This window comes from Streptomyces sp. NPDC002536, from assembly GCF_053594995.1.
In genome coordinates this window covers 49,874-69,688 of record NZ_JBSFWU010000008.1, presented here as the reverse complement: position 1 = coordinate 69,688, position 19,815 = coordinate 49,874, and the positions used below count along the sequence as shown (strand labels likewise).

General features: G+C 74.0%; 15 protein-coding genes. 2 read left to right on the top strand and 13 right to left on the bottom strand.

What is annotated here, in order from left to right:
* Positions 1-71 precede the first annotated feature (71 nt).
* The 11 genes from ACWD4B_RS05265 to ACWD4B_RS05215 all read right to left on the bottom strand — a co-directional run bounded on the left by ACWD4B_RS05265 (position 72) and on the right by ACWD4B_RS05215 (position 10,641).
* Positions 72-1,415, bottom strand: coding sequence for an erythromycin esterase family protein (locus ACWD4B_RS05265; protein WP_451419491.1), 1,344 nt, complete (start codon positions 1,413-1,415; stop codon positions 72-74).
* A gap of 121 nt (positions 1,416-1,536) precedes the next feature.
* Positions 1,537-2,697: a bifunctional 3-oxoadipate enol-lactonase/4-carboxymuconolactone decarboxylase PcaDC gene (gene pcaDC / locus ACWD4B_RS05260; protein WP_451419490.1), complete on the bottom strand. Its 1,161-nt coding sequence runs from the start codon at positions 2,695-2,697 to the stop codon at positions 1,537-1,539.
* A complete protein-coding gene (gene pcaB / locus ACWD4B_RS05255) occupies positions 2,694-4,091 on the bottom strand; it encodes a 3-carboxy-cis,cis-muconate cycloisomerase (protein ID WP_451419489.1) in 1,398 nt (465 codons plus the stop codon). Before pcaB ends, pcaDC begins: the two co-directional genes overlap by 4 nt.
* A complete protein-coding gene (gene pcaG / locus ACWD4B_RS05250) occupies positions 4,078-4,641 on the bottom strand; it encodes a protocatechuate 3,4-dioxygenase subunit alpha (RefSeq protein ID WP_451419488.1) in 564 nt (187 codons plus the stop codon). The genes pcaB and pcaG overlap by 14 nt, the downstream gene beginning before the upstream one ends.
* Positions 4,638-5,402, bottom strand: a complete 765-nt coding sequence (pcaH, locus tag ACWD4B_RS05245) for a protocatechuate 3,4-dioxygenase subunit beta (RefSeq protein ID WP_451419487.1) — start codon at positions 5,400-5,402, stop codon at positions 4,638-4,640. The genes pcaG and pcaH overlap by 4 nt, the downstream gene beginning before the upstream one ends.
* A 4-nt stretch (positions 5,403-5,406) precedes the next feature.
* Positions 5,407-6,072 (bottom strand): 3-oxoacid CoA-transferase subunit B, encoded by a 666-nt coding sequence (locus ACWD4B_RS05240; RefSeq protein ID WP_451419486.1) that lies wholly within the window; start codon positions 6,070-6,072, stop codon positions 5,407-5,409.
* Positions 6,069-6,827, bottom strand: a complete 759-nt coding sequence (locus tag ACWD4B_RS05235) for a CoA transferase subunit A (protein ID WP_451419532.1) — start codon at positions 6,825-6,827, stop codon at positions 6,069-6,071. The genes ACWD4B_RS05240 and ACWD4B_RS05235 overlap by 4 nt, the downstream gene beginning before the upstream one ends.
* A 17-nt stretch (positions 6,828-6,844) precedes the next feature.
* Positions 6,845-7,300, bottom strand: coding sequence for a MaoC family dehydratase (locus tag ACWD4B_RS05230; RefSeq protein ID WP_451419485.1), 456 nt, complete (start codon positions 7,298-7,300; stop codon positions 6,845-6,847).
* A gap of 35 nt (positions 7,301-7,335) precedes the next feature.
* Positions 7,336-8,829, bottom strand: coding sequence for an acyl-CoA synthetase (locus tag ACWD4B_RS05225; RefSeq protein ID WP_451419484.1), 1,494 nt, complete (start codon positions 8,827-8,829; stop codon positions 7,336-7,338).
* A 22-nt stretch (positions 8,830-8,851) separates the two neighbouring features.
* Complete coding sequence (locus ACWD4B_RS05220; RefSeq protein ID WP_451419483.1) at positions 8,852-9,724, bottom strand: amidohydrolase family protein; 873 nt, start codon at positions 9,722-9,724, stop codon at positions 8,852-8,854.
* Positions 9,721-10,641 (bottom strand): SDR family oxidoreductase, encoded by a 921-nt coding sequence (locus ACWD4B_RS05215; protein WP_451419531.1) that lies wholly within the window; start codon positions 10,639-10,641, stop codon positions 9,721-9,723. Before ACWD4B_RS05215 ends, ACWD4B_RS05220 begins: the two co-directional genes overlap by 4 nt.
* Positions 10,642-10,790: 149 nt before the next feature.
* On the opposite strand from ACWD4B_RS05215, the gene ACWD4B_RS05210 reads away from it, so the two are divergent.
* Positions 10,791-11,621: a PaaX family transcriptional regulator gene (locus tag ACWD4B_RS05210; protein ID WP_451419482.1), complete on the top strand. Its 831-nt coding sequence runs from the start codon at positions 10,791-10,793 to the stop codon at positions 11,619-11,621.
* Positions 11,622-11,728: 107 nt separating this feature from the next.
* Entirely contained in the window at positions 11,729-13,069 is a 1,341-nt protein-coding gene (locus ACWD4B_RS05205; protein WP_451419481.1) for an alpha/beta hydrolase, read from the top strand.
* A 14-nt stretch (positions 13,070-13,083) separates the two neighbouring features.
* Here ACWD4B_RS05205 and ACWD4B_RS05200 read toward each other — a convergent pair whose 3' ends face one another.
* Both ACWD4B_RS05200 and ACWD4B_RS05195 read right to left on the bottom strand, forming a co-directional pair.
* A complete protein-coding gene (locus ACWD4B_RS05200) occupies positions 13,084-13,794 on the bottom strand; it encodes a class II aldolase/adducin family protein (RefSeq protein WP_451419480.1) in 711 nt (236 codons plus the stop codon).
* Between the two features lie 38 nt (positions 13,795-13,832).
* Positions 13,833-19,769: a WD40 domain-containing protein gene (locus tag ACWD4B_RS05195; RefSeq protein WP_451419479.1), complete on the bottom strand. Its 5,937-nt coding sequence runs from the start codon at positions 19,767-19,769 to the stop codon at positions 13,833-13,835.
* Positions 19,770-19,815: the final 46 nt, after the last annotated feature.

Genomic DNA, 19,815 nt, shown 5'->3' with positions numbered 1-19,815 from the left:
GGGAGGGCGGGCGACGGCCCCTTCGGGGCGCGATCGTGCACCGCACTTTTCCTGTGGTCGGCCGGTCCCGTTCAACGCAGCTTGTCGGCCTCCCGTACACGGTGGAGGTGGATGAGGACGTCGAAGGACGGGCCGATCGGGACATCGGCGAGGGGGCAGGGGTATTCGGTGCCGATACTGCGTCTGGGACGGGCGGAGTCGAGCCATGCGCGGGCCGCGGCCGGGGCGGTGCGGATGTCGAGGAAGTAATCGGTGTGACGGACCTGGTCGAGGGTGTACTCACTGGTGCCGGGATCCGCCGCACCCACGGTGAACTTCTTCCACGGGCCCACAAGGCTCTTGTCCTGCGCCAGGAGGGAGCCCTGGCCGAAGGTGAATCCGATGGGGACGTAGCCTTTGCCGAGCGCCTCGCGCAGGAACCCGCCCTGCGCCCTCGGGTGCGTCTCGGGGTCGTCGGGCACGTATGCCACATGCCCGTTGTGCGCGGACAGCAGCATCCGGTGACCGGTGTGCCGATGCCACCAGGCGACGTTCTCGGCCATCACCCGGTCGCGGTAGATCATCGCGGCCGGTATCGCCGCGGCGTCCTCGAGGTCGCAGGCGAGAAACCTGGCGGTCTGGGCAAGGAACCGGGCGTGCTGCACCGTCCACGCGAACTCGTCGCCCTCTGCGTCCCGTTGGGCCTCCAGCAATTCCAGGGCCTGCTGGGCGTTGGCCGCCAGCCGCTGTCGCTCCGGCAGCGGCCTGCGCAGGTAGGCGGCGCCGTCGTCGAGGGGGCGCAGGCCGGTGTAGAGCTCGGTGAAGCGCGGCAGCAGGTCCCGATGGTGCCGCCGGACGTAGCCCGTCACCCGCTCGAAGAGGTCGTCGCCCACCCTGGGATATCCGATGTCGTCGCCCATGAAGTGGACCCGGTGGCCGGGATGCCGGCGGTTGTGGTCCCGCATCCACTCGATCAGGTGCAGGAACTCCTCGCGCTCCCACGGCGATCCGCCCAGGGCCTCCTTCACGACCTGGCGTGCGTCCCCGCGCCCGCTCTGGACGTACTCGTCGAGGCGCAAGCCTGCGGGCCAGCTCATCTCCAGGGCGAAGGTGGTGAAGCCCTTCTCCTCGACGAGATACCGGAAGACCCGTTCCTTCATGGTGAAGAACTCGTGCGACCCGTGCGTGGCCTCGCCCAGCCCCACCACCTTCGCGTCGCCGATCATCGCCCCCAGGGGCCGCAGGTCGGTCGTGTCCGACCCCGGTTCCGTCGACCGCAGCGGACGGGCCGCCTGCGTCAGCGCGCGGACCGGGTCCTGGTCACCGGGCCGTGCCGAGGCCCTCCGGGCTGCGTGGGCGGTTGCGGGGGTCAGTGACGACCCCACTGCGGCTGCCGCCGCGATCAGCAGCGGCCGTCGCCGTATCTGCCCGGTCATACCGATCACTCCTCAACTCGCATGTTCCAAGCCGAGAACGATGATCGCGCCGACGACGCGGCCGCGCCCTGGGGCCGGCCCCCGTGCTTTCCTGGGGACAGCCCCCGCCGCGGTGGGATCATCACCGATTTCCTCGGCCATGGCCGGAATCCCACCGCTCCACGACGCGCTGGGCGATCGTGAAGGCCGCGTTGGCCGCAGGCACGCCGCAATAGACGGCGGTCTGGAGGAGTACCTCGGAGATCTCCTCCGGCGTGAGGCCGTTGCGCAGTGCAGCCCGTATGTGCAGGGCGAGTTCCTCGTGGTGGCCGCCCGCGACGAGGGCGGTGAGGGTGATACAGCTGCGGGTGCGGCGGTCCAGGCCGGGGCGGGTCCAGATTCCGTCCCACGCGTAGCGGGTGATGAAGTCCTGGAACGGTGCGGTGAAGGGGGTCGTGGTGGCGGTCGTCCGGTCGACGTGGTCGTCCCCGAGGACGGCGCGGCGCATTGCCGTCCCCGCTGCCGTGGACTCAAGGGACCCGGTGAGGTGGTGGTGCAGAGCGGTGAGAACGGCCTGCGGCTGTTCGACGGTGGCCAGGTGGGCGGTGCGGGGGAGTTCGACGAGGGTGGAGTCCGCGATGCCGTCGGCCAGTTCGCGGGCCCGGTCCGGGGGGACCGCCCGGTCCTCGCGGCCTGCGACGATCAGGGTCGGGGCGGTGATGCGGGGCAGTTCGGCACGCAGGTCGGCGGCGGCCAGGGCGCGGCAGCAGGCCGCGTAGCCGGCCGGGTCGACGGACCGGTGGTCCCGTACCAGGGCCTCGGCGGCGGCGGTCTGCCGGAAGGCCGGGGTGAACCAGCGGGCGGGTGCCGAGGCGGCGAGGGTGTCGATGCCCTCTTTCCGTACCAGGCGGCCGCGTTCGTGCCATGCCGACGGTGTGCCGAAGCGGGCGGCGGAGCAGATCAGGGCGAGGGAGGTGACGCGCTCGGGACGGTGCGCGGCCACGTGGGCGCCGACCGCGCCGCCGAGGGAGATCCCGGCGTAGGCGAAGCGTTCGGTGCCGAGGGAGTCGGCGAGGTCGAGGACCAGGCGGGCGAGGTCGTGCACGGTGGCGTCCGGCCCGAGAGGGGAGGCCGGTGAGCCGCCGTGCCCGGGCAGGTCCCAGCGTACGGTCCGGTGCCGGCGGGCGAGGCCGGGAAGCTGCGGATCCCATACGGCGAGCGAGGTGCCCAGCGACGGGCCGAGCAGCAGTACGGGGGCGTCGTGCGGACCGTCGATGCGGTGGTGGAGGAGGCCGCGGTTCACAGGTGTTCCCCGAGGGCTCGGTCGGTCAGGGCTCGGGCGGCACCCAAGTAGCCTGCATGGTCGGCCAGTTCGGGCAGGTCGGGTAGTTCTCTCGTGGAGAGGTCGGCGCGCAGGGCCTCTTCGAGGCCGCAGCCCTCGGCGGCGGTCAGGCGCGCGGCCCGGGCCAGCGCGCTCCTGGCCGCGCTGCGGCCGATCAGCGGCGTGAGGGCCACGGCGAGGCGCTCGGCGGCGAGGAGGCCGTCGGTCCGGTCGAGGTTCTCCCGCATGCGGTGCGGGTGGACGCGCAGGTTCTCGGTGAGCTCGGCCGCGTGCCGGGCGGCGGCTCCGGTCAGACGCAGGGCCTCGCGCAGGGGTTGCCACTCGGCGTGCCAGGCTCCGGCCGGCCGTTCGTCCTCCGCTGCGAGGGCGCCGAACAGGACGGCGGCGAGTGCGGGGAGTTGGCGGGCGGTGGCCGCGATGAGCACGGCGCGGACCGGGTTGGACTTGTGCGGCATGGCCGAGGACGCGCCGCCGTCGGCCTCTGTGAGCTCGCCGGTCTCCGTGCGGGACAGGACGAGCACATCGGCGGCGATCTTGCCGAGTGCGCCCGCGGTGAAGGCGAGCGAGGCGGCGAGGTCGGCGATGGGAGTGCGCAAAGTGTGCCAGGGGAGGACGGGTTCGGCGAGCCCGGTCCGCCGGGCGTACGCGGCGATCAGCCGCAGGCCGAGGCCGGGGTCGGGAGCCGTGCCCGTCGCCTCGGCGTGGGCGTGGAAGGCGGCCAGAGTGCCTGCGGCACCGCCGAGTTGGGCGGGGAGTGCGGCGCGGGTCGCGGCCAGGCGGCGCTGCGCCTCGCGGACGAGGCTGCGCCAGCCGGCCGCCTTGAGCCCGAAGGTGATCGGCACGGCGTGCTGGGTGAGGGTGCGTCCCGGCATCACGGTGTCCCGGTGCGCGGCGGCGAGCCGGGCCAGCGCCACCGCGGTACGGTCCAGGTCGGCGAGGGTGAGGTCCAGGGCGCGGGCGGCGACGAGCATCAGCGCGGTGTCGAGGATGTCCTGGCTGGTGGCGCCCCGGTGCACGGAGGCGGCGGCGTCCGGGTCGCGCGCCGCGACGGCGGCGGTGAGGTCGGCGACCAGGGGGAGCACAGGGTTGCCGCCGGAGCCGGCGCGCGCCGCGATCGTACGGACGTCCAGCTCGCGGGCGGCGGCGGTGACGGCCTCGGCGGCCGTGCCGGGTGCGAGGCCGAGGTCGGCCAGGGCCTGCACCAGGGCGGCCTCGGCCTCCAGCATGGCGGCGAGGACCGCCGCGTCGCCGGTGGCGGCGGCCACCGGGGTTCCTGCGGCGACAGGGGTGAGGAGGCCGAGGTCGTCGGCCGGGTAAGGCACAGGGGCGTCGGTCGAAGGCTCAGTCGAAGGCAAGGAAGACCGTCTCCTTCTCGCCCTGCAGCCGGATGTCGAAGCGGTGCAGGCCGGCGCCCTCCGGCCGGGTCCGGAGCGTCGCCCGGCGTTCGGCGGGCAAGGCCGTCAGCAGGGGCTCGACGTGGGTGAGGTGATGCCCGGTGATGTAGGCGCGGGTGAAGAGGTGGTGGAGCAGGCCGCGGGCGAAGACGCACACCGAGAGGTACGGCACGCCGCCCGGCGGCAGGGTGTGCAGGGCGTAGTGGCCGTCGGCGTCGGTGGCGACGCGGCCGAAACCGGTGAACGTCACGCCGTCGCGCCCGGCGTGGCCGCCCGTGGCAGGGTCGCGGCGCAGGGAACCGGGCGCGCCGCTGCGGCTGCCGTCCGGCGCGGGCTGCCAGAACTCCAACAGCGCGTCGGGGACGGGTACTCCGGCACCGTCGCGGACGTGTCCGTGCACGGTGATGGCCTGCGGGTGCCCGGCAGAGGCGACGTGGTGGCCGTCGGGGGAGGGCAGGGCACAGCCGAAGAACGGGCCGACGGTCTGGGAAGGGGTGGGGAGAGGGCTCATGGGCGGCTTCCCTCGGTGCGGGTGGCGGCGGGGCCGTCGAGGACGATGTCCCAGCGGTAGCCGAGCGCGTCCCCCGCCGCGGAGAGGTCGTGGTCGTAGCCGGCGATCAGGCGGGAGCGGGCGGCGGCGTCGGTGACGGACTGCAGGATGGGGTCGTAGGGCAGGAGCGGGTCGCCGGGGAAGTACATCTGGGTGACCAGGCGTTGGGTGAACGCGGCGCCGAAGAGCGAGAAGTGGATGTGGGCGGGCCGCCAGGCGCCGGTGTGGTTGTGCCAGGGGTAGGCACCCGGCCTGACCGTGGTGAAACGGTAGCCGCCTTGACGGTCCGTCAGACAGCGCCCGGTACCGGTGAAGTTGGGGTCGAGCGGGGCGGGGTGCCGGTCGCGGCGGTGGGCGTAGCGGCCGCAGGCGTTGGCCTGCCAGATCTCGACGAGCTGTCCGGCGACGGGGCGTCCGGCCCGGTCGAGCACGCGGCCGGTGACGGTGATGCGCTCGCCGAGCGGTTCCCCGGCCTGCCCGCGGGTCAGGTCGGCGTCGGCCTCGGTGACGTCGGTGGCGCCGAAGACCGGGCCGGAGAGTTCGACGGCCTCCGGGTCCCGGAGGGGGACCAGCGGCTGCCGGGGGTGGCGCAGGAGGCTGCTGCGGTAGGGCGGGTAGTCGCGCGGGGGATGGTGGCGGACGGTGCCGGAAGCCGCGTAGGCCTGGGCCTGTTGGTCGATCTCGTGGGATATGTCCTGCTGGGTGGGAGGCCTTGAAGGCACGGAGTCACCTTTCGGGGGAGAGCCCGGGAGAGAGCGTGGGGCCTGGCGTCACCGGTGCCGCAGTCCGGCGCGCGACCTCGGCGGCGTCGACCCCGGGTGCGGTCTCGGCGAGGACCAGTCCTGTGCCGGTGACGTCGAGGACGCCGAGGTCGGTGATGATCCGGTGCACGCAGGCCCGGCCGGTGAGCGGCAGCGAGCACTCCTCGACGATCTTCGGGGAGCCGTCCTTGGCGGTGTGCTCCGTCAGCACGATCACGCGGCGCGCCCCGTGCACGAGGTCCATGGCGCCGCCCATGCCCTTGACCGTCCTGCCCGGGACCGACCAGTTGGCCAGGTCGCCGTGGGCCGAGACCTGCATCGCGCCGAGGACCGCGGTGTCGATGTGACCGCCGCGGATCATGCCGAAGGAGAGCGCGGAGTCGAAGAAGGCCGCGCCCGGCAGCGCCGTCACGGTCTCCTTGCCCGCGTTGACGAGGTCCGGGTCGACGGCGTCCTCGTCCGGGTACGGGCCGACGCCGAGCAGCCCGTTCTCCGCGTGCAGGACGACACCCGCGTCCTCGGGCAGGAAGTCCGCGACGAGCGTGGGCAGTCCGATGCCGAGGTTGACGTACGAGCCGGCCTGCAGCTCCCGGGCGGCACGGGCCGCCATCTGGTGCCTGGTCCAGCTCATGCGGCGTGCACCGTCCTGCGCTCGACGGGCTTGTGCGCCGCCTGCTGCGGCGTCAGTACGACCACGCGCTGCACGAAGATGCCCGGCAGGTGCACGTGGTCGGGGTCCAACTCGCCCGGTTCCACGAGCTCTTCGACCTCGGCGACGGTGATGCGCCCGGCCATGGCCGCGAGGGGGTTGAAGTTGCGGGTGGTCCTGGCGAAGACCAGGTTCCCGTGGCGGTCGCCCCGGGCCGCGCGGACGAGGGCGAAGTCGGTGGTGATGGCGTGTTCCAGGACGTAGGGGCGGCCGTCGAACTCGCGGACCTCCTTGGGCCGGGAGACGGCCGCGACGCGGCCGTCGGGGGTGTGGCGCCGGGGCAGCCCGCCGTGGGCGACCTGGGTGCCGATGCCCGCCGGGGTGTAGAACGCGGGGATGCCGCAGCCGCCGGCCCGCAGGCGTTCGGCGAGGGTGCCCTGCGGGGTGAGCTCCACGTCCAGCTCGCCGTGGAGATAACGGCGCGCGAACTCCGCGTTGTTGCCGATGTACGAGCCGGTCACCCGGCGGATCCGGCCGGCCGCGAGCAGGATGCCCAGGCCGTGGCCGTCCGTGCCGCAGTTGTTGGAGACCACGCTCAGTCCACCGGCACCCTGCCCGTACAGGGCCCGGATCAGGGTGTCCGGCACGCCGACGAGGCCGAATCCGCCGACGGCGAGGGACGCGCCGTCCTCGATGTCCGCCACTGCCTCCGCGGCGGTGGGCACTGCCTTGTCCACCATCTCCCTCACGTCCGTCACGCGGCGAAGCGGTAGACGGCCTGGGCGACGGCGGCGGGCTTGGGCTGTCCGTCGACCTCGACGGTCAGGTCGACCGTGACCTCCGCGCCGCCCTGGACGCCCCTGGTGGCGGCGATGACGCCGCGGGCGCGGATCCGGGAACCGACGGGGACGGGAGCGGGGAAACGTACCTTGTTGAGGCCGTAGTTGACGGCCATGCCGACGCCCCGGACCTCCAGCAGCCGGTTCCACAGCGGGATGAGCAGGGCGAGGGTGAGGTAGCCGTGGGCGATGGTGCCGCCGAAGGGGCCCTTCCTGGCGCGTTCGATGTCGACGTGGATCCACTGGTGGTCGCCGGTGGCGTCCGCGAAGGTGTCGACGCGTTCCTGGCCGACCTCCAGCCAGTCGCTGTGGCCGAGGTCGGTGCCGGTGAGCGCGAGGAGTTCGGTGATGCCGTTGACGGTACGGGGCATGGCGGAGCCTCTCCGGAGAAGGGGGGAGGGGGTGGTCAGTGCTGTCCGTGGGCGGCCCGGAGCAGGCGCTTGAGCAGCTTGCCTGCGCCGTTGCGCGGGAGGGCGTCGGTGAAGACCACCGACTTGGGGATCTTGTAGCGGGCCAGGCGGCCGTCCAGGTGCGCGGTGAGCTCTTCCGCGGACGCGGTGCCGCCGGGGCGCAGGACGACGACGGCGCGGCCGGTCTCGCCCCAGGTCGGGTCGGGGACGCCGAAGACCGCGCATTCGGCGACGGCCGGGTGTTCCAGCAGCGCCGCTTCGACCTCGGCGGGGCAGACGTTCTCGCCGCCCGAGATGAAGACGTCCTTGAGCCGGTCCACCAGGTGGAAGTAGCCGTCGGCATCGACGGTGGCGAGGTCGCCGGAGCGGAACCAGCATCCGTCGCGGAAGGCGGCGGCACTCTCCGCAGGGCGGCCCCAGTAGCCGGGGGTGACGTTGGGCCCGGCGACCAGGACCTCGCCCGGCTCCCCGGGCGCGGCCGGCTCACCGGCCGGACCGACCAGCCGTACGTCGGTGAAGAAGTGCGGGACGCCCGCCGAACCGGCGTGGCCGGCCGCGTCGTTCCGGTCGAGCAGCAGCACTCCGGGCGCGGTCTCGGTCATGCCGTAGCCCTGGACGAAGGCGAGACCGCGGTCGAGGTAGCGGCGGATGGTCCGGTCCGGGACGGGTGCGCCGCCGCACATCAGGGTGCGCAGGCTGCCGAGGTCGGCCGTGTCCCAGCCGGGGGCGGCGGCCAGCGCGTCGTACATGGCGGGGACGCCGAACAGGCCGGTGACCCGGTGCCGTTGGATCAGCTCCAGGGTGCGCCCGGGGTCGAAGGCGGAATCGAGGACGGCGGTGCCGCCCTTGAGGAGGGTGGGCAGGCAGGTCATGTTGAGCGCGGCCGTGTGGAAGAGCGGTGCGCTGACGAGGGTGACCTCGTCGGTGGCGAGGTCGCTGTCGACGAGGACGTTGAGGCTGTTCCACAGGACGTTGCCGTGGGTGAGCACGGCGCCCTTGGGGCGGCCGCCGGTCCCCGAGGTGTACATGATCATGCACAGGTCGTCGGGGCCCACCGGCTGCTCGACCGGCTCGTCCCGGGATCCGGCCAGCAGCGTCTCGTAGGTCTCTCCCTCGGCCTCCAACACCTCGGTGCAGTCGTCGAGTTCGGATGCCGCCGGGTGCCGCAGGCTCAGCAGCAGCCGGCTGCCGGAGTCCTGGAGCTGGTGGCGCAGTTCCGGCAGTGCGAGGCGGGTGTTGAGCGGGACGAAGACGGCGCCCAGCGATCCGGTGGCGAACAGGGCCTCCAGGAAGGCGGGGTGGTTGGGGCCGAGGAAGGCCACCCGGTCGCCCTGGCGGATGCCGTGCGCGCGCAGCAGGTGCGCGAGGCGGGTGGAGCGGTCGTGGAGCTCGGCATAGCTGGTGGAGTGTTCTTCGTGGAGCAGGGCGGTGCGGTGCGGGGTCCTGCGGGCCCGCCGGGCGGGCCAGGAACCGATGCCGTGGTGCTGCAACGCATGACTCCCCTGGTCGGTTTCACTGGTGGCGGTCCAGGCCGAGCAGCCTGGCGGCGTTCTCCTTGAGGATCTTGGGGCGGACCTCGTCCTTGAGCGGCAGCGCGGCGAAGTCGGCGAGCCAGCGGTCGGGGCTGATGAGCGGGTAGTCGGAGCCGAAGAGCACCTTGTCCTGCAGCAGGCTGTCGGCGTAGCGGACCAGTTGCGGCGGGAAGTACTTCGGGGACCAGCCGGACAGGTCGATGTGCACCTGTGGCTTGTGGGTGGCGACCGCCAGTGCCTCGTCCTGCCAGGGGAAGGAGGGGTGGGCGAGGATGATGGGCATGCCGGGGAAGTCGGAGGCGACGTCGTCGACGTCCATCGGATTCCCGTACTTCAGCCGGATGCCGCCGCCTCCGGGCGCGCCGGCGCCGATGCCGGTCTGGCCGGTGTGGAAGACGGCGACGGCGCCCGCCTCCTCGATCGCCTCGTACAGCGGGTAGGCCAGCCGGTCGTTGGGGCGGAACGCCTGGAGGATGGGGTGGAACTTGAAGCCCTTGATGCCGAACTCTTCGACCAGACGGCGCACTTGGCGCACGCCGGCCCAGCCTTTGTGCGGGTCGATGCTGGCGAACGGGATGATGACGTCGGGGTTCTGCAGGGCGGCCTCGGCGACCTCCTCGTTGGGGACGGGCGGGGTGCCGGTGGCGGCCTCGGCGTCCACGGTGAAGACGACGCAGGCCATGCTGCGTTCGCGGTAGTGGGCGGCGATCTCGGGGAGCGTGGGGCGGCGGTGTGCGGCCTTGAAGTACGTCCCGGCCGCGGCGTCGAGCTCGTCGGAGAGGGAGGCCCGCCCGTGGGAGGAGATCTCGGCGTGGGTGTGCACGTCGATGGCGACGAGCTCGTCGACGTTCACCGAGAGGCCTCCTGCACGGTGCGCGGCGCCGGAATGCCGTAGGTCTCCGGGGTGCGCCCGACGGAGACCGGCCAGGCGGCGGCGATCGCCTCCGCGCTCCAGCCGCCGTCCGCGTAGGCGACGGCGGTCTCCTGCGGGTGGGACCACAGAGCGAGCCTGTCGCCGCCGATGCCGATGCACTGGCCGGTGATGCCGGCGGCGGCCTCGGAGGCGAGGAAGACGGCCAGCGGGGCGACGTCCTCGGGGGTGCCGAAGCCCTCGCCCTTGCGCAGGGCGTCGGGCAGCGGGGTGCCGTGTCGCTCCAGCGCCTCGACGTACGGGGCGAAGGCCGGGATGGTCCGGGTCATGGCGGTCGCGGCGACCGGTATCACGGCGTTGACGGTGATGCCGTCGCGCGCCAGTTCCATGGCCCAGGTGCGCACCATCGCCGCGATGCCGGCCTTGGCGGCGGCGTAGTTGGTCTGCCCGAAGTTGCCGCGCTGCCCGGCGGGCGAGCCCGCGACGAGGATGCGGCCGCCCCCGCCCTGCTCGCGCATGCGCCGTACCGCCGCCCGTACACAGGTGAACGTGCCGCGCAGATGGACCCGGACGACGGTGTCGAAGTCGTCGTCCGTCATCTTCCACAGCACCCGGTCGCGCAGGACGCCCGCGTTGGTGACCATCACGTCCAGCCGTCCGAAGGCGTCCACGGCGCGGGCGACCAGGGCCTCGGCCGCTTCGCTGCTGCCGACTTCGGCGGCCTCGGCAACGGCCCGGCCCCCGGCCTCCTCGATCTCCTTGACGGCGGCGGCTGCCGCGTCCGCGTCCACATCGTCGACCACGACGGCGGCGCCGGCTGCGGCGAGGGCCTTGGCATAGGCGAGGCCCAACCCGCGTCCGCTGCCGGTGACGACGGCCACTTTCCCGTTCAGATGCATGAGTTGCATGGGAGCGCTCCTCGACTGGGGGTGGAGGGAGGGTGGAGGGAGGCATTCACGTTAGGCACTTTTCGCGTAGGCCGTCAATCATGTGCCGAATATTTCGGCCTGCCCCGCACGGCGGCCGCGGCGCCGCCTACGCTGTGCGCGTGACCAGCCTCGAACCCGCCCCGCGCCCCCAGTCGTTGATGCTGAACTTCTTCGGCATCCATGTGCTCGGCCGGGACGCCGCCCTGTCCTCCGGCTCCGTGATCGAGGTGTTCGCCCGGGTCGGCGTCACCGAGGAGGCGGTCCGATCGACCCTGACCCGCATGGTCGGCCGGGGGCTGCTGGAGCGTCACCGCAGGGGCCGCAAGGCGTACTTCGCCCTCACTCCGCGCGCAGTGACGGTCCTTCAGGACGGCCACGACCGCATCTGGCGCACCGGGGCCGTCAACCGCGACTGGGACGGGCAGTGGACCCTGGTCGGCTACTCCCTGCCGGAGGCCTGGCGGCGCGAACGGCACGACCTGCGCTCCCGTCTGACCTGGGGCGGCTTCGGACTCCTGCAGAGCGGGCTGTGGGTGGCCCCCGGCGTGGTGGACGTGGCCGCGCTGCTCGGGGACCTCGCGCTCGACGACCGTCTCCGGGTCTTCCGGGGCACGGTGCTGGCGCCGACGGAGGCCGGGCAGGTGGTGGAGTCCGCCTTCGACACCGCCGCGATCGCCGCCCAGTACCGCACCTTCCTGGACCGCTGGGACCGGCCCGGTGCCCTGGGCGAGGACCCGCTGAGCGGGCAACTGCTGCTGCACACCGACTGGCTGGAACTGGTCCGGCGCGACCCCCGCCTGCCCGCCGAGCACCTGCCGGCGGACTGGCCCGCGATCCGCGCCGAGCGGCTCTTCCAAACCCTCGCCCGGCGCTGCGCGGCCGGGGCCCGCACGCAAGCGGAACGGGTCCTGGACACCATCCCTGCCCCGACTTTCCCGGCAACTTCTTGACCGCTGCCGAGAGTACGACCTACATTCGACGCGCTCTCCGCCGCGCCGGCGCATCGCTGCGACACGTACCGCTCCTCCCAGCCCACCGCACCCAGGAGCACTCCGCCATGCGCACACGCCTCGCACGCCGCATCGCCCTCGGCGGTGCCGCCCTCGCCCTCGCTCTCACCGCCGCCCCGCCCGTCGCCGCCCGCACCGGGGCGGCCGCAGAACACCGCACCGGCACCCTCGCCGACGGCGCGGGCTGGGTCGCCGACATCCCGCAGCACTGGAACGGCACACTGCTGCTGTACAGCCACGGCTACGGACCGATCCGGGCCCAGGACGCCCCCGGCACGGCCACGGGCGCCGCCCTGCTCGCCGAGGGCTACGCGCTCGCCGGCTCCTCCTACGACCCGCACGGATCGCAGTGGGCCCTCGGCAGCGCGGAACGCGACCAGTTCGCCACCCTCGACGCCTTCACCGCCGCCGTCGGCAGCCCCCGACGGACCATCTCCGTCGGCCAGTCCATGGGCGGCCTCGTCAACGCCCGGATCGCCGGCGACGCGCACGGCCGGATCGCGGGCGCACTCGGCCTGTGCGGACTGGTCGCCGGCGGCATCGACCTGAACACCTACCAACTCGCCGGCGAGACGGCCCTCGCCGCGCTGCTCGCCCCGGCCGACCGGATCACCCTGACCGACTACCCCGACGCCGCGGCGGCCACCACCGCCGCCAACTCCCTGACCGCAGCGGCCGGGACCGCCCAGCGCACCCCGCAGGGCCGCGCCCGCATCGCCCTGGCGGCCGCCTACCTCAACCTGCCGGCCTGGGCCCCGGACCAGGACCCGCCCGACGTCGACGACCCGGCCGGACAGGAAGCACAGCAGTACCAGTGGCTCGCGGCCGGACAGCTCGGCTTCGTCATGACAGCACGCTACGCCGTCGAACAGGCCGCAGGCGGCGACAGCGGCTCCACGGAAGGACTGAACTGGCGTGCCCTGCTGGCCGGTTCACCCCACTATCGCGAAGTCCGCGCGCTCTACCGGGCAGCCGGCCTCGACCTGGCCGCCGACCTGGCGACCTTGTCCCGGGCCCCCGCCCACCGCGCGGATCCGGCCGCAGCCCGCTGGATGCGCCGAAACTCCACGGCGGACGGGCGGTTGGCCGTGCCGCTGCTCGACCTGCACACCGCCGCCGACCCCCTCGCCCCCGCCGAACAGGAGACGGCCTTCGCCGCCCGCGTCCGCGCCACCGGCAACGCCCCACTGCTGCGGCAGGCGTTCGTCGCCCGCCAAGGCCACTGCGCCTTCACCCCGAACGAGATCCTCGCGGGCCTGCACGCGCTCGTCCGCCGGATCGACAGCGGCCACTGGCCCGCAACCGACGCCGCCACCCTGACCGCCGACCAGCCCGTCGGCACCACCGCGTTCACCGACCACCGCCCCGGCCGGCTGGTCGCCCCCTGACCACGGACCGGGCGTCAGACGCCCGGCACGTCGGCGGCCTGCCGCGCCCAGTAGCGCCAGCCCGCCTCGATCTGCTGGGCCGACCAGACCGTGGAGGCCTTTTCCACACTCCTCTTATGGCTCGTGAAGTCCCGGATCCCGCCGGCGGCCAGGGCGGTGAGCTGCAGCGCGCAGGCCCGGTGCAGCAGGACCGCCGTCATCACCGCGTGCGCGACGTCCGGGCCGACCGCCACCAGTCCGTGCTGCGGCATCAAGCAGGCGCGTGCCGCGCCGAGTTCACGGGCCAGCGCCCGGCCGAGTCCGGGGGAGTTGACCAGGTTGGCGGTCGCCGTGAACCGCGGCAGCCCGTGCTCGGCGAAGAGCACGGCGTCGTGACTGATCGGCCGGAGCGGCACGTCCAGGGCGCTGAAGGCGTTCACGGCGGCCGCGTGGGTGTGCACGGTCGCCCCGACCTCGGGACGGGCCCGCATGATCTCGGTGTGGATCGGATACTCCTGGTGCGGCGCACCCGCACCGACGAGCACGTCGCCCTCCCAGGAGACCAGTTGCACCCGGTCGTGGCGGATCTCCTCCAGCCCCCAGCCGGGTGCCTTCATCCACACCCCGCGGCCTTCGTCGTCGCGCAGCGCCAAGTGCCCCCAGACCATGTCGCCGTGGCCGGCCGCCGCCAGCGCCCGGCTGCCGAGGGCGGTGAGTTCGGCGAGAGGGTGAATGGTGTTGTCCATGGGGCCTCCGATCGATGGCGAGGTCTCCCATCCGACCACTACGGAATCACGTCGTCCACGCCCAGCCGCCGTACACCCGGCACGTGGTCGTCCAACTCGCCCGGTTCGAAGCGGCACATGCCCACCACGTGCCAGAACTCGCCCGCCATGTCGCCGTCGAACTTGTAGCCGCCGGACGGTGTCAGGGCCGCCCAGCCGCCCTCCACCCCGATCAGCGTGGCTCGTGCCGACGGGGTGCCGTCCTCCGGCACCGTCCACAGCCGGACCGTGCCGTCCGCGCCCCCGCCGGCGAGCAGGGAGCCGTCGGGGCTGAAGGCGAGGGCGAGGATCCGGCCGGTGTGGCCGGTGAGGCGGCCGGCGTCCGTGCCGGTCAGGGGGTTCCACAGGCGCACGACGCGGTCGTCGCCCCCGGTCGCCAGGAGCGGGCGGGTGGGGTGGGCCGCGGCGGTCCACAGGCGGCCGGTGTGGCCGCGCAGCCGGTGGACGGCGGTGCCCTCGCGCCAGACGATGGCCTGGCCGTCCCAGGAGGCGCTCGCCAGCCACGCGTCGCCGGGGCCGTGGACCACCGCGTACACGCGGTCGCTGTGCCCGCCGAGTTCGGCCACGAGGCGGCCGGCGGCGAAGTCCCACAGGCGCACGTACCGGTCGTCGCAGCCGGTGGCCAGGCCCGAGCCGTCCTTGCGGAACGCGATCGACCGGACCCGGCCCCGGTGCTGGGCGAGGTTGGTCACCAGGGTGCCCGTGCTGCGGTACCACAGCCGGACGGTGTCGTCGTCGTTGGCGGTGGCGAGGAGCTCGCCGTCGCCGCTGAAGGCCTCGGCCCACACGTGGTCGGTCTCGGCGTCGAGTTCGCGCTCGTACTCGCCGGTGGCGACGTTCCACAGGTAGACGTCGCCGTCGCTGCTGGCGGTCGCGAGCACGGAGCCGCGGGGGTGGAAGACGGCCGAGACCAAACGGTCGTTCCGGCCGGACAGTTCACGCACCCGGCACCCGGTCGTGGTGTCCCACAGTCGTACGACGCCGTCGTTGCCGCAGGCGGCCAGGTGGTGGCCCGTGGCGCTGAACGCCAGCCCCGTCACCTTCCGTCCGTGGCCGCGCAGGATGCGCCGGCCCTGTCCGGTGGAGGCGTCCCACATGCGCACCACGCCCTCGTTGCCCACGGACACCAGCAGCGGGCTGCCGTCCGGGGTGCCGCCATCGGGGCGGAACAGGCAGGCCCAGACCGATCCTTGGTGCTCGTCGGGCTGTCGGCGCAGCGGGGTGACGGACCAGGTGTCGGAGTCGATCGAGACCTGCCAGAGGCAGACCTCGCCGTCGCTGTCGCCCGCGGCGAGGAGCGCGCCTGTGGGGTCGAAGACGACCTGATAGACGGCTCCGCCCCGGCTCTTGACGGGATCGCCGACGGCGCTGCCGGCCACCGGGTCCCACAGCCGCACCTGGCCGTCGGTGTCGCCGCTGGCCAGCAGCCGGCCGCCCGGATGGAAGGCGAGGGTGTAGACCCGGCCGGTGTGGCCCGCGAGCCGGTGGAGCAGCTGCCGGTCCGCGACGTTCCAGACGCGCACGGTGCCCGGGCGGCCGTTCCCGCCCCGGTCGCCGGTGGCCAGCAGCGTCCCGTCCGGGCTGAACGCGGCGCGGTAGACGGCCCCTTGGTGGCCCTTGAGCTCGCCCAGCAGATGGCCGGTCGCGGTGTCCCACAGGCGTACCGCCGCGTCGGCGTCGCCGGTGACGAGCAGTGTGCCGTCGGGGCTGAAGACCGAGGTGTAGACGGGCGCCCGGTGGCCCGGGAGCCGGTGGGCGACGGCTCCCGTGGCGGTGTCCCAGAGGGTGACGGTGCCCTCCGGGTCGCCGGTCGCAAGCCGGGTGCCGGACCGGTCGAGGGAGACGGGCCACACCCCGTCGCGGTGCACGTCCAGTTCGTGGCGGCAGGTCCCGGAGACCGGGTCCCACAGCCGTACGACGCCGTCCGCCCCGCCGGTGGCCAGTACCTGCCCGCGGAACTTCACCGCGTAGACCCGTTCGGTGTGGCCCTGGAGGGTGCGCAGTGCGGTGCCGGTGGCCGCGTCGCACACCAGGACCCCGCCGTCGTCGCTGCCCAGGGCGAGGAGTTCGCCGCCGGGGCTGAACGCGACGGGCTCGGGCAGTCGTCCCGTGCGCATGCCGTAGCCGTACGGCACCCCGACCGCGGAGGGCCGCAGGCCGGGTTCGGCGGGGAGTCCGGGCGCGACGGAGGCGAACCGCAGCTCGGGGCTGTCCAGCAGCTCCTGGTCGGCCGCGGTGTTGATCAGTGCCGACTGGTACCAGCGGCTCCCGGCCACCCGGACCCCGTGCAGGGTGGTCCGCATCAGCCGCGCGCCGCGCAGGTCGGCGTCGCGCAGGTCCGCGCCGGTCAGGTCGGCGTCGGCGAGGCGGGCGCCCGCGAGCCGGGCACCGCGCAGCACGGCGCGGGACAGGCCCGCGCCGATCAGGCTCGCCCCGGTCAGGTCGGCACCGGTGAGGTCGACGCCGGAGAAGTCGCGGTAGGAGAGGTCCTCGCCGGCCAACAGGGCGCCGCGCAGGTCCGCGTGGGCGGGGACGCGGAGTCGGCTGAGGACCTTGATCGCGTTGGCTCTGGCGGTGCCCTGCGCCTCTCCGCCCGCGTCCGGCCAGTCGACCAGGGTGCGTTCGGCCCACTCGCGGACGGTGCGGTGGTCGGCGATGTCGCACAGGAACTCGACGGCCAGCTGGCTCAGCGGACGGCGGGTCAGGAGCCCCAGGGCGCCCTCGTCCGTCCCGCCCAGGCCGGCCGCCACCTCGCGCGCCACCAGCCACTCGACGACCGAGCCGTGGATGAAGCGGAACTGCCCCTCGTCGGTGCGCACGAGGAGGCTCCCGGAACCGACCGCGTGCGCCGCCTGCGGCACCGACAGCCTGCTGTCGGCCAGTTCGGTGAGCGCGGTGGCCACATCGGTCAGCTCGTCCATGCGCAGTCCGCTCTCGCCGCTCTCCCACAGCCGCAGGGCCAGCGTCGTCACCGCGCGCCACAGCTGGTCCAGGCTGAGCCCGGGAGGGCCGCCCCGGCCGCCGCGGCCGCGCCGCTCCTCGAACTCCAGCCACGCGGTGAAGACTTCCTCGTACAGCCCGGCGGGACTCAGCGCGCGCCCGGCACCGGTCACGGTCCGCAGCCGCTCGTGGTCGAGGCCCGCGACGAAGCTGAGCAGCCGCGGGTTGCGGCACATCGTGAGCAGGTCGGGAACGGCCTCCAGAAGCCGCACGCGCCGGTCGGCGGCCACGTCGTCGCCGTAGCGGGCGGCCAGGTAGGCGCGGATCTGCTCGGGGCTGAACTCCTGGAGCGCCAGCAGCCGGCGCTGCGGCAGCAGCCCGACGCGCTCGCCGAGCGCGGTCAGCACCTGTGCCTGCGACCTGAAGTGCTGGGTCCGGCTGGTGACCACGATCTTGGCGTTGTCGGCGGCCGCGTCGAGGAGCACCTGGAGATGATCGGCGGCCCGGTCGTAGCTGACGTGACGGACCAGCTCGTCGAATCCGTCGAAGAGCAGGACGATCCGGCCCTGCCGGAGCATGTAGCGGAAGGCGCGCAGGTCGATGCTGTCCACGCCGTGCGTGGCCAGGTGGGCGGCGACGAGGCCGTCGAGCGAGTGCGCCTTGTCCAGGGTGTTCAGCTCGATGAACAGCGGGGTCAGGTGCGGCAGTTCCGCCGGAAGGCGGCGGGCCAGCTCCCGCAGGGCGAACGTCTTGCCGTGGCCGAACTCGCCGAGCAGCAGGATGAAGCGCCCGTGCTCGGCCTCCAGCAGCTGCAGCAGGTCGTCCACGACCGCGTCCCGCTCCACGGCTCCCGGCCGCTCGATCTCCCGGTAGCGCTGGGGCAGATAGAGGCCGGGCGGGTACTGCGGGTCGGCGCCGATCCGCCCGGTCTGCGCCGCCACGTAGTCGCGGAGATCCAGCAGGCCCTGGAACTCGGTGAAGCTGCGGACGAGGACGCCGCGGCGACGGGCCAGTTCGCGCACCTCGGGGGGCAGCGGCGGGCCCTCGTGGACGAGGACGGCGTCGGTGTCGGTGCCCGATGCGCGGAGCGTGTCGACGAGTTGCTGCGCCTCCTCGGGCCCGAGGGCGCCGGTGCGGACGGCGATGCGCTGCTGCCGGACGAAGCCCGCCTCGGTCCAGGTGGCCAGCAGCCCGGGCGCGTCGCCGGGGACGCGCCGGAGGTGGACGCCCTCGTAGCGGACGCGGCAGACCTCGGAGACCCGTGCGACGAGGGCGTCCAAGGGGCTCTGCACGGCACGGCTCTCGGGCTCCGTGTCCTCGCTCCCGGCCGGCATCGAGGGGTCGGGGTCCGCCGACGGCTCCGGCTCCTCGGCGGCGGAGAGGGGCGACGGGCGCGGCGGCCCGAAGACGTGCCCGGCACCGCGCCACGACGTCTCCCACTGCCAGGGCGGCCGGCCGGGCCAGCGGGTGAGCCCCTCGGAGGTGATGCGGAGCAACTGGTACCGGCCCGGGGCGGAGGCGCCGAGGACCGGCAGCTCGCCCGCCGCCAGCGGCAACGCAGCGGCGGTGGGCGGGCCCGACGCGGTCCGCGGGGTGCCGTGGGGGCCGTGCAGCAGCACATGGAGGCGCGGGGCGACGAGGCGCGCGAGGGCGTCGGTGTCGCGCAGCACGGCCGCACCCTGACGGCGCCCCCGCTCGCCGGTCCGGCCGTGCTCCGGGCCGCCGGGGGACGCGGCGGCGCCCCGTCCGGCGTCCAGCCGCCCGTGGGTTTCCGGCGGATGGCGCAGTGCCCCCAGCCGCAGCCAGCCGTCCTGCTCGTAGCGGCGCAGGGCCTGCGCGAACCAGGCCGCCTGCTCGGGACCGAGCCAGGGGTACTGGTCGTCCGGCCGGTGGCTGTACGCCATCGAGGAGTTGAGGCCCGCGACGACGGTGCGCAGGGCCGGCACGGGGAACAGGCTCCAGGGCTGGTCGGCGTCGAAGACGGCGTCCAGGCCCTGGTAGAGCTCCTGGAACAGCCGGGCGTAGTGCCGCCACTTCGGCCAGTAGGGCGGCCTGGGCTGCAGTTCGTCGGCCTCGCAGGTGCTGAAGTAGGCGCGGCAGGCGGCCAGGTTGACGTCCTGCTCGCCGGGCACCACCACGAGCCGGTCGGCGGCCAGGCCGAGGCGGGCGCGCAGCCCGGTGAGGAAGGTCAGCGCCTGGTCGCACTCGCGCGGGCCGCCGGAGGCGGTCAGGTCCCCGGTGACGACGAGCAGGTCGGGCGCGGGCGCCCCCGCGTCGGTGAGTTCGACGAGGTCGCCCCAGACCGCGGCCTGCAGCCCGGCAGGGTCGGCCCCCCGGCCGAACCCGGGGCCGGCGAGGTGCAGGACGGAGACGGCCTGGCGGGCGTGGCCGCCGTCGGCCGCCAGGGGGTAGCCTGGCGGTGCGGCGGGACGGCGCCGCCCCGGCCAGCCCGGGCCGCCGGGCTGCGGACCGGACGAGGGGTGCGGGGCCGGGACCGGGGCGGGCGGCTCGGCCGGGCCGCCGGGGAAACCGGGGTGCCGGTCCGGGCGCGCCCGTCCGGCGAGCGCCTGGCCGACCCGGGTCATCAGCAGATCGCGGGCGGCCGCACCCTCCTGGACGCCGACCAGGTCGACATAGGTGATGGTGGCCAGCAGGCCCTCGACGGGGATGTCCTCGACGCGGACCGTGATCAGCCTGCGGTCGGGGGCGTCCGGGTCGGCGCGGAGGGCGGCCTGCCACTCCATGCGGCCGTAACGGGAGTTCTCGTAGTGGCGGGAGAGCACGGCGATCACGGCCGCGGACTGGCTCACGCCGCGGTCCATGAAGTCGACGAAATTGGTTCCGGGCACGAAGTCCCAGGCCTGGACGACGGTGCGGTAGCCGGCCTCCTCCAGGGTCCAGGCGATCCACGTCGCCCAGCGCTCGTCGGCCGGGGAGTAGCTGATGAAGAAGTCCAACAACCCTTGTTGTGCCGCCTGTTCACGCCCCTGGGCCATGTCTCCATGGTACGGGTCGTGAAGTCGTGGGTCACCGGATCGTGCG

Coding starts and splice junctions, on each gene's coding strand:
- ACWD4B_RS05265 (WP_451419491.1), bottom strand. CDS start 1,415: ATGACCGGGCAGATACGGCGACGGCCGCTGCTGATCGCGGCGGCAGCC.
- pcaG (WP_451419488.1), bottom strand. CDS start 4,641: ATGAGCCCTCTCCCCACCCCTTCCCAGACCGTCGGCCCGTTCTTCGGC.
- ACWD4B_RS05240 (WP_451419486.1), bottom strand. CDS start 6,072: ATGAGCTGGACCAGGCACCAGATGGCGGCCCGTGCCGCCCGGGAGCTG.
- ACWD4B_RS05230 (WP_451419485.1), bottom strand. CDS start 7,300: ATGCCCCGTACCGTCAACGGCATCACCGAACTCCTCGCGCTCACCGGC.
- ACWD4B_RS05215 (WP_451419531.1), bottom strand. CDS start 10,641: ATGCATCTGAACGGGAAAGTGGCCGTCGTCACCGGCAGCGGACGCGGG.
- ACWD4B_RS05205 (WP_451419481.1), top strand. CDS start 11,729: ATGCGCACACGCCTCGCACGCCGCATCGCCCTCGGCGGTGCCGCCCTC.
- ACWD4B_RS05200 (WP_451419480.1), bottom strand. CDS start 13,794: ATGGACAACACCATTCACCCTCTCGCCGAACTCACCGCCCTCGGCAGC.
- ACWD4B_RS05195 (WP_451419479.1), bottom strand. CDS start 19,769: ATGGCCCAGGGGCGTGAACAGGCGGCACAACAAGGGTTGTTGGACTTC.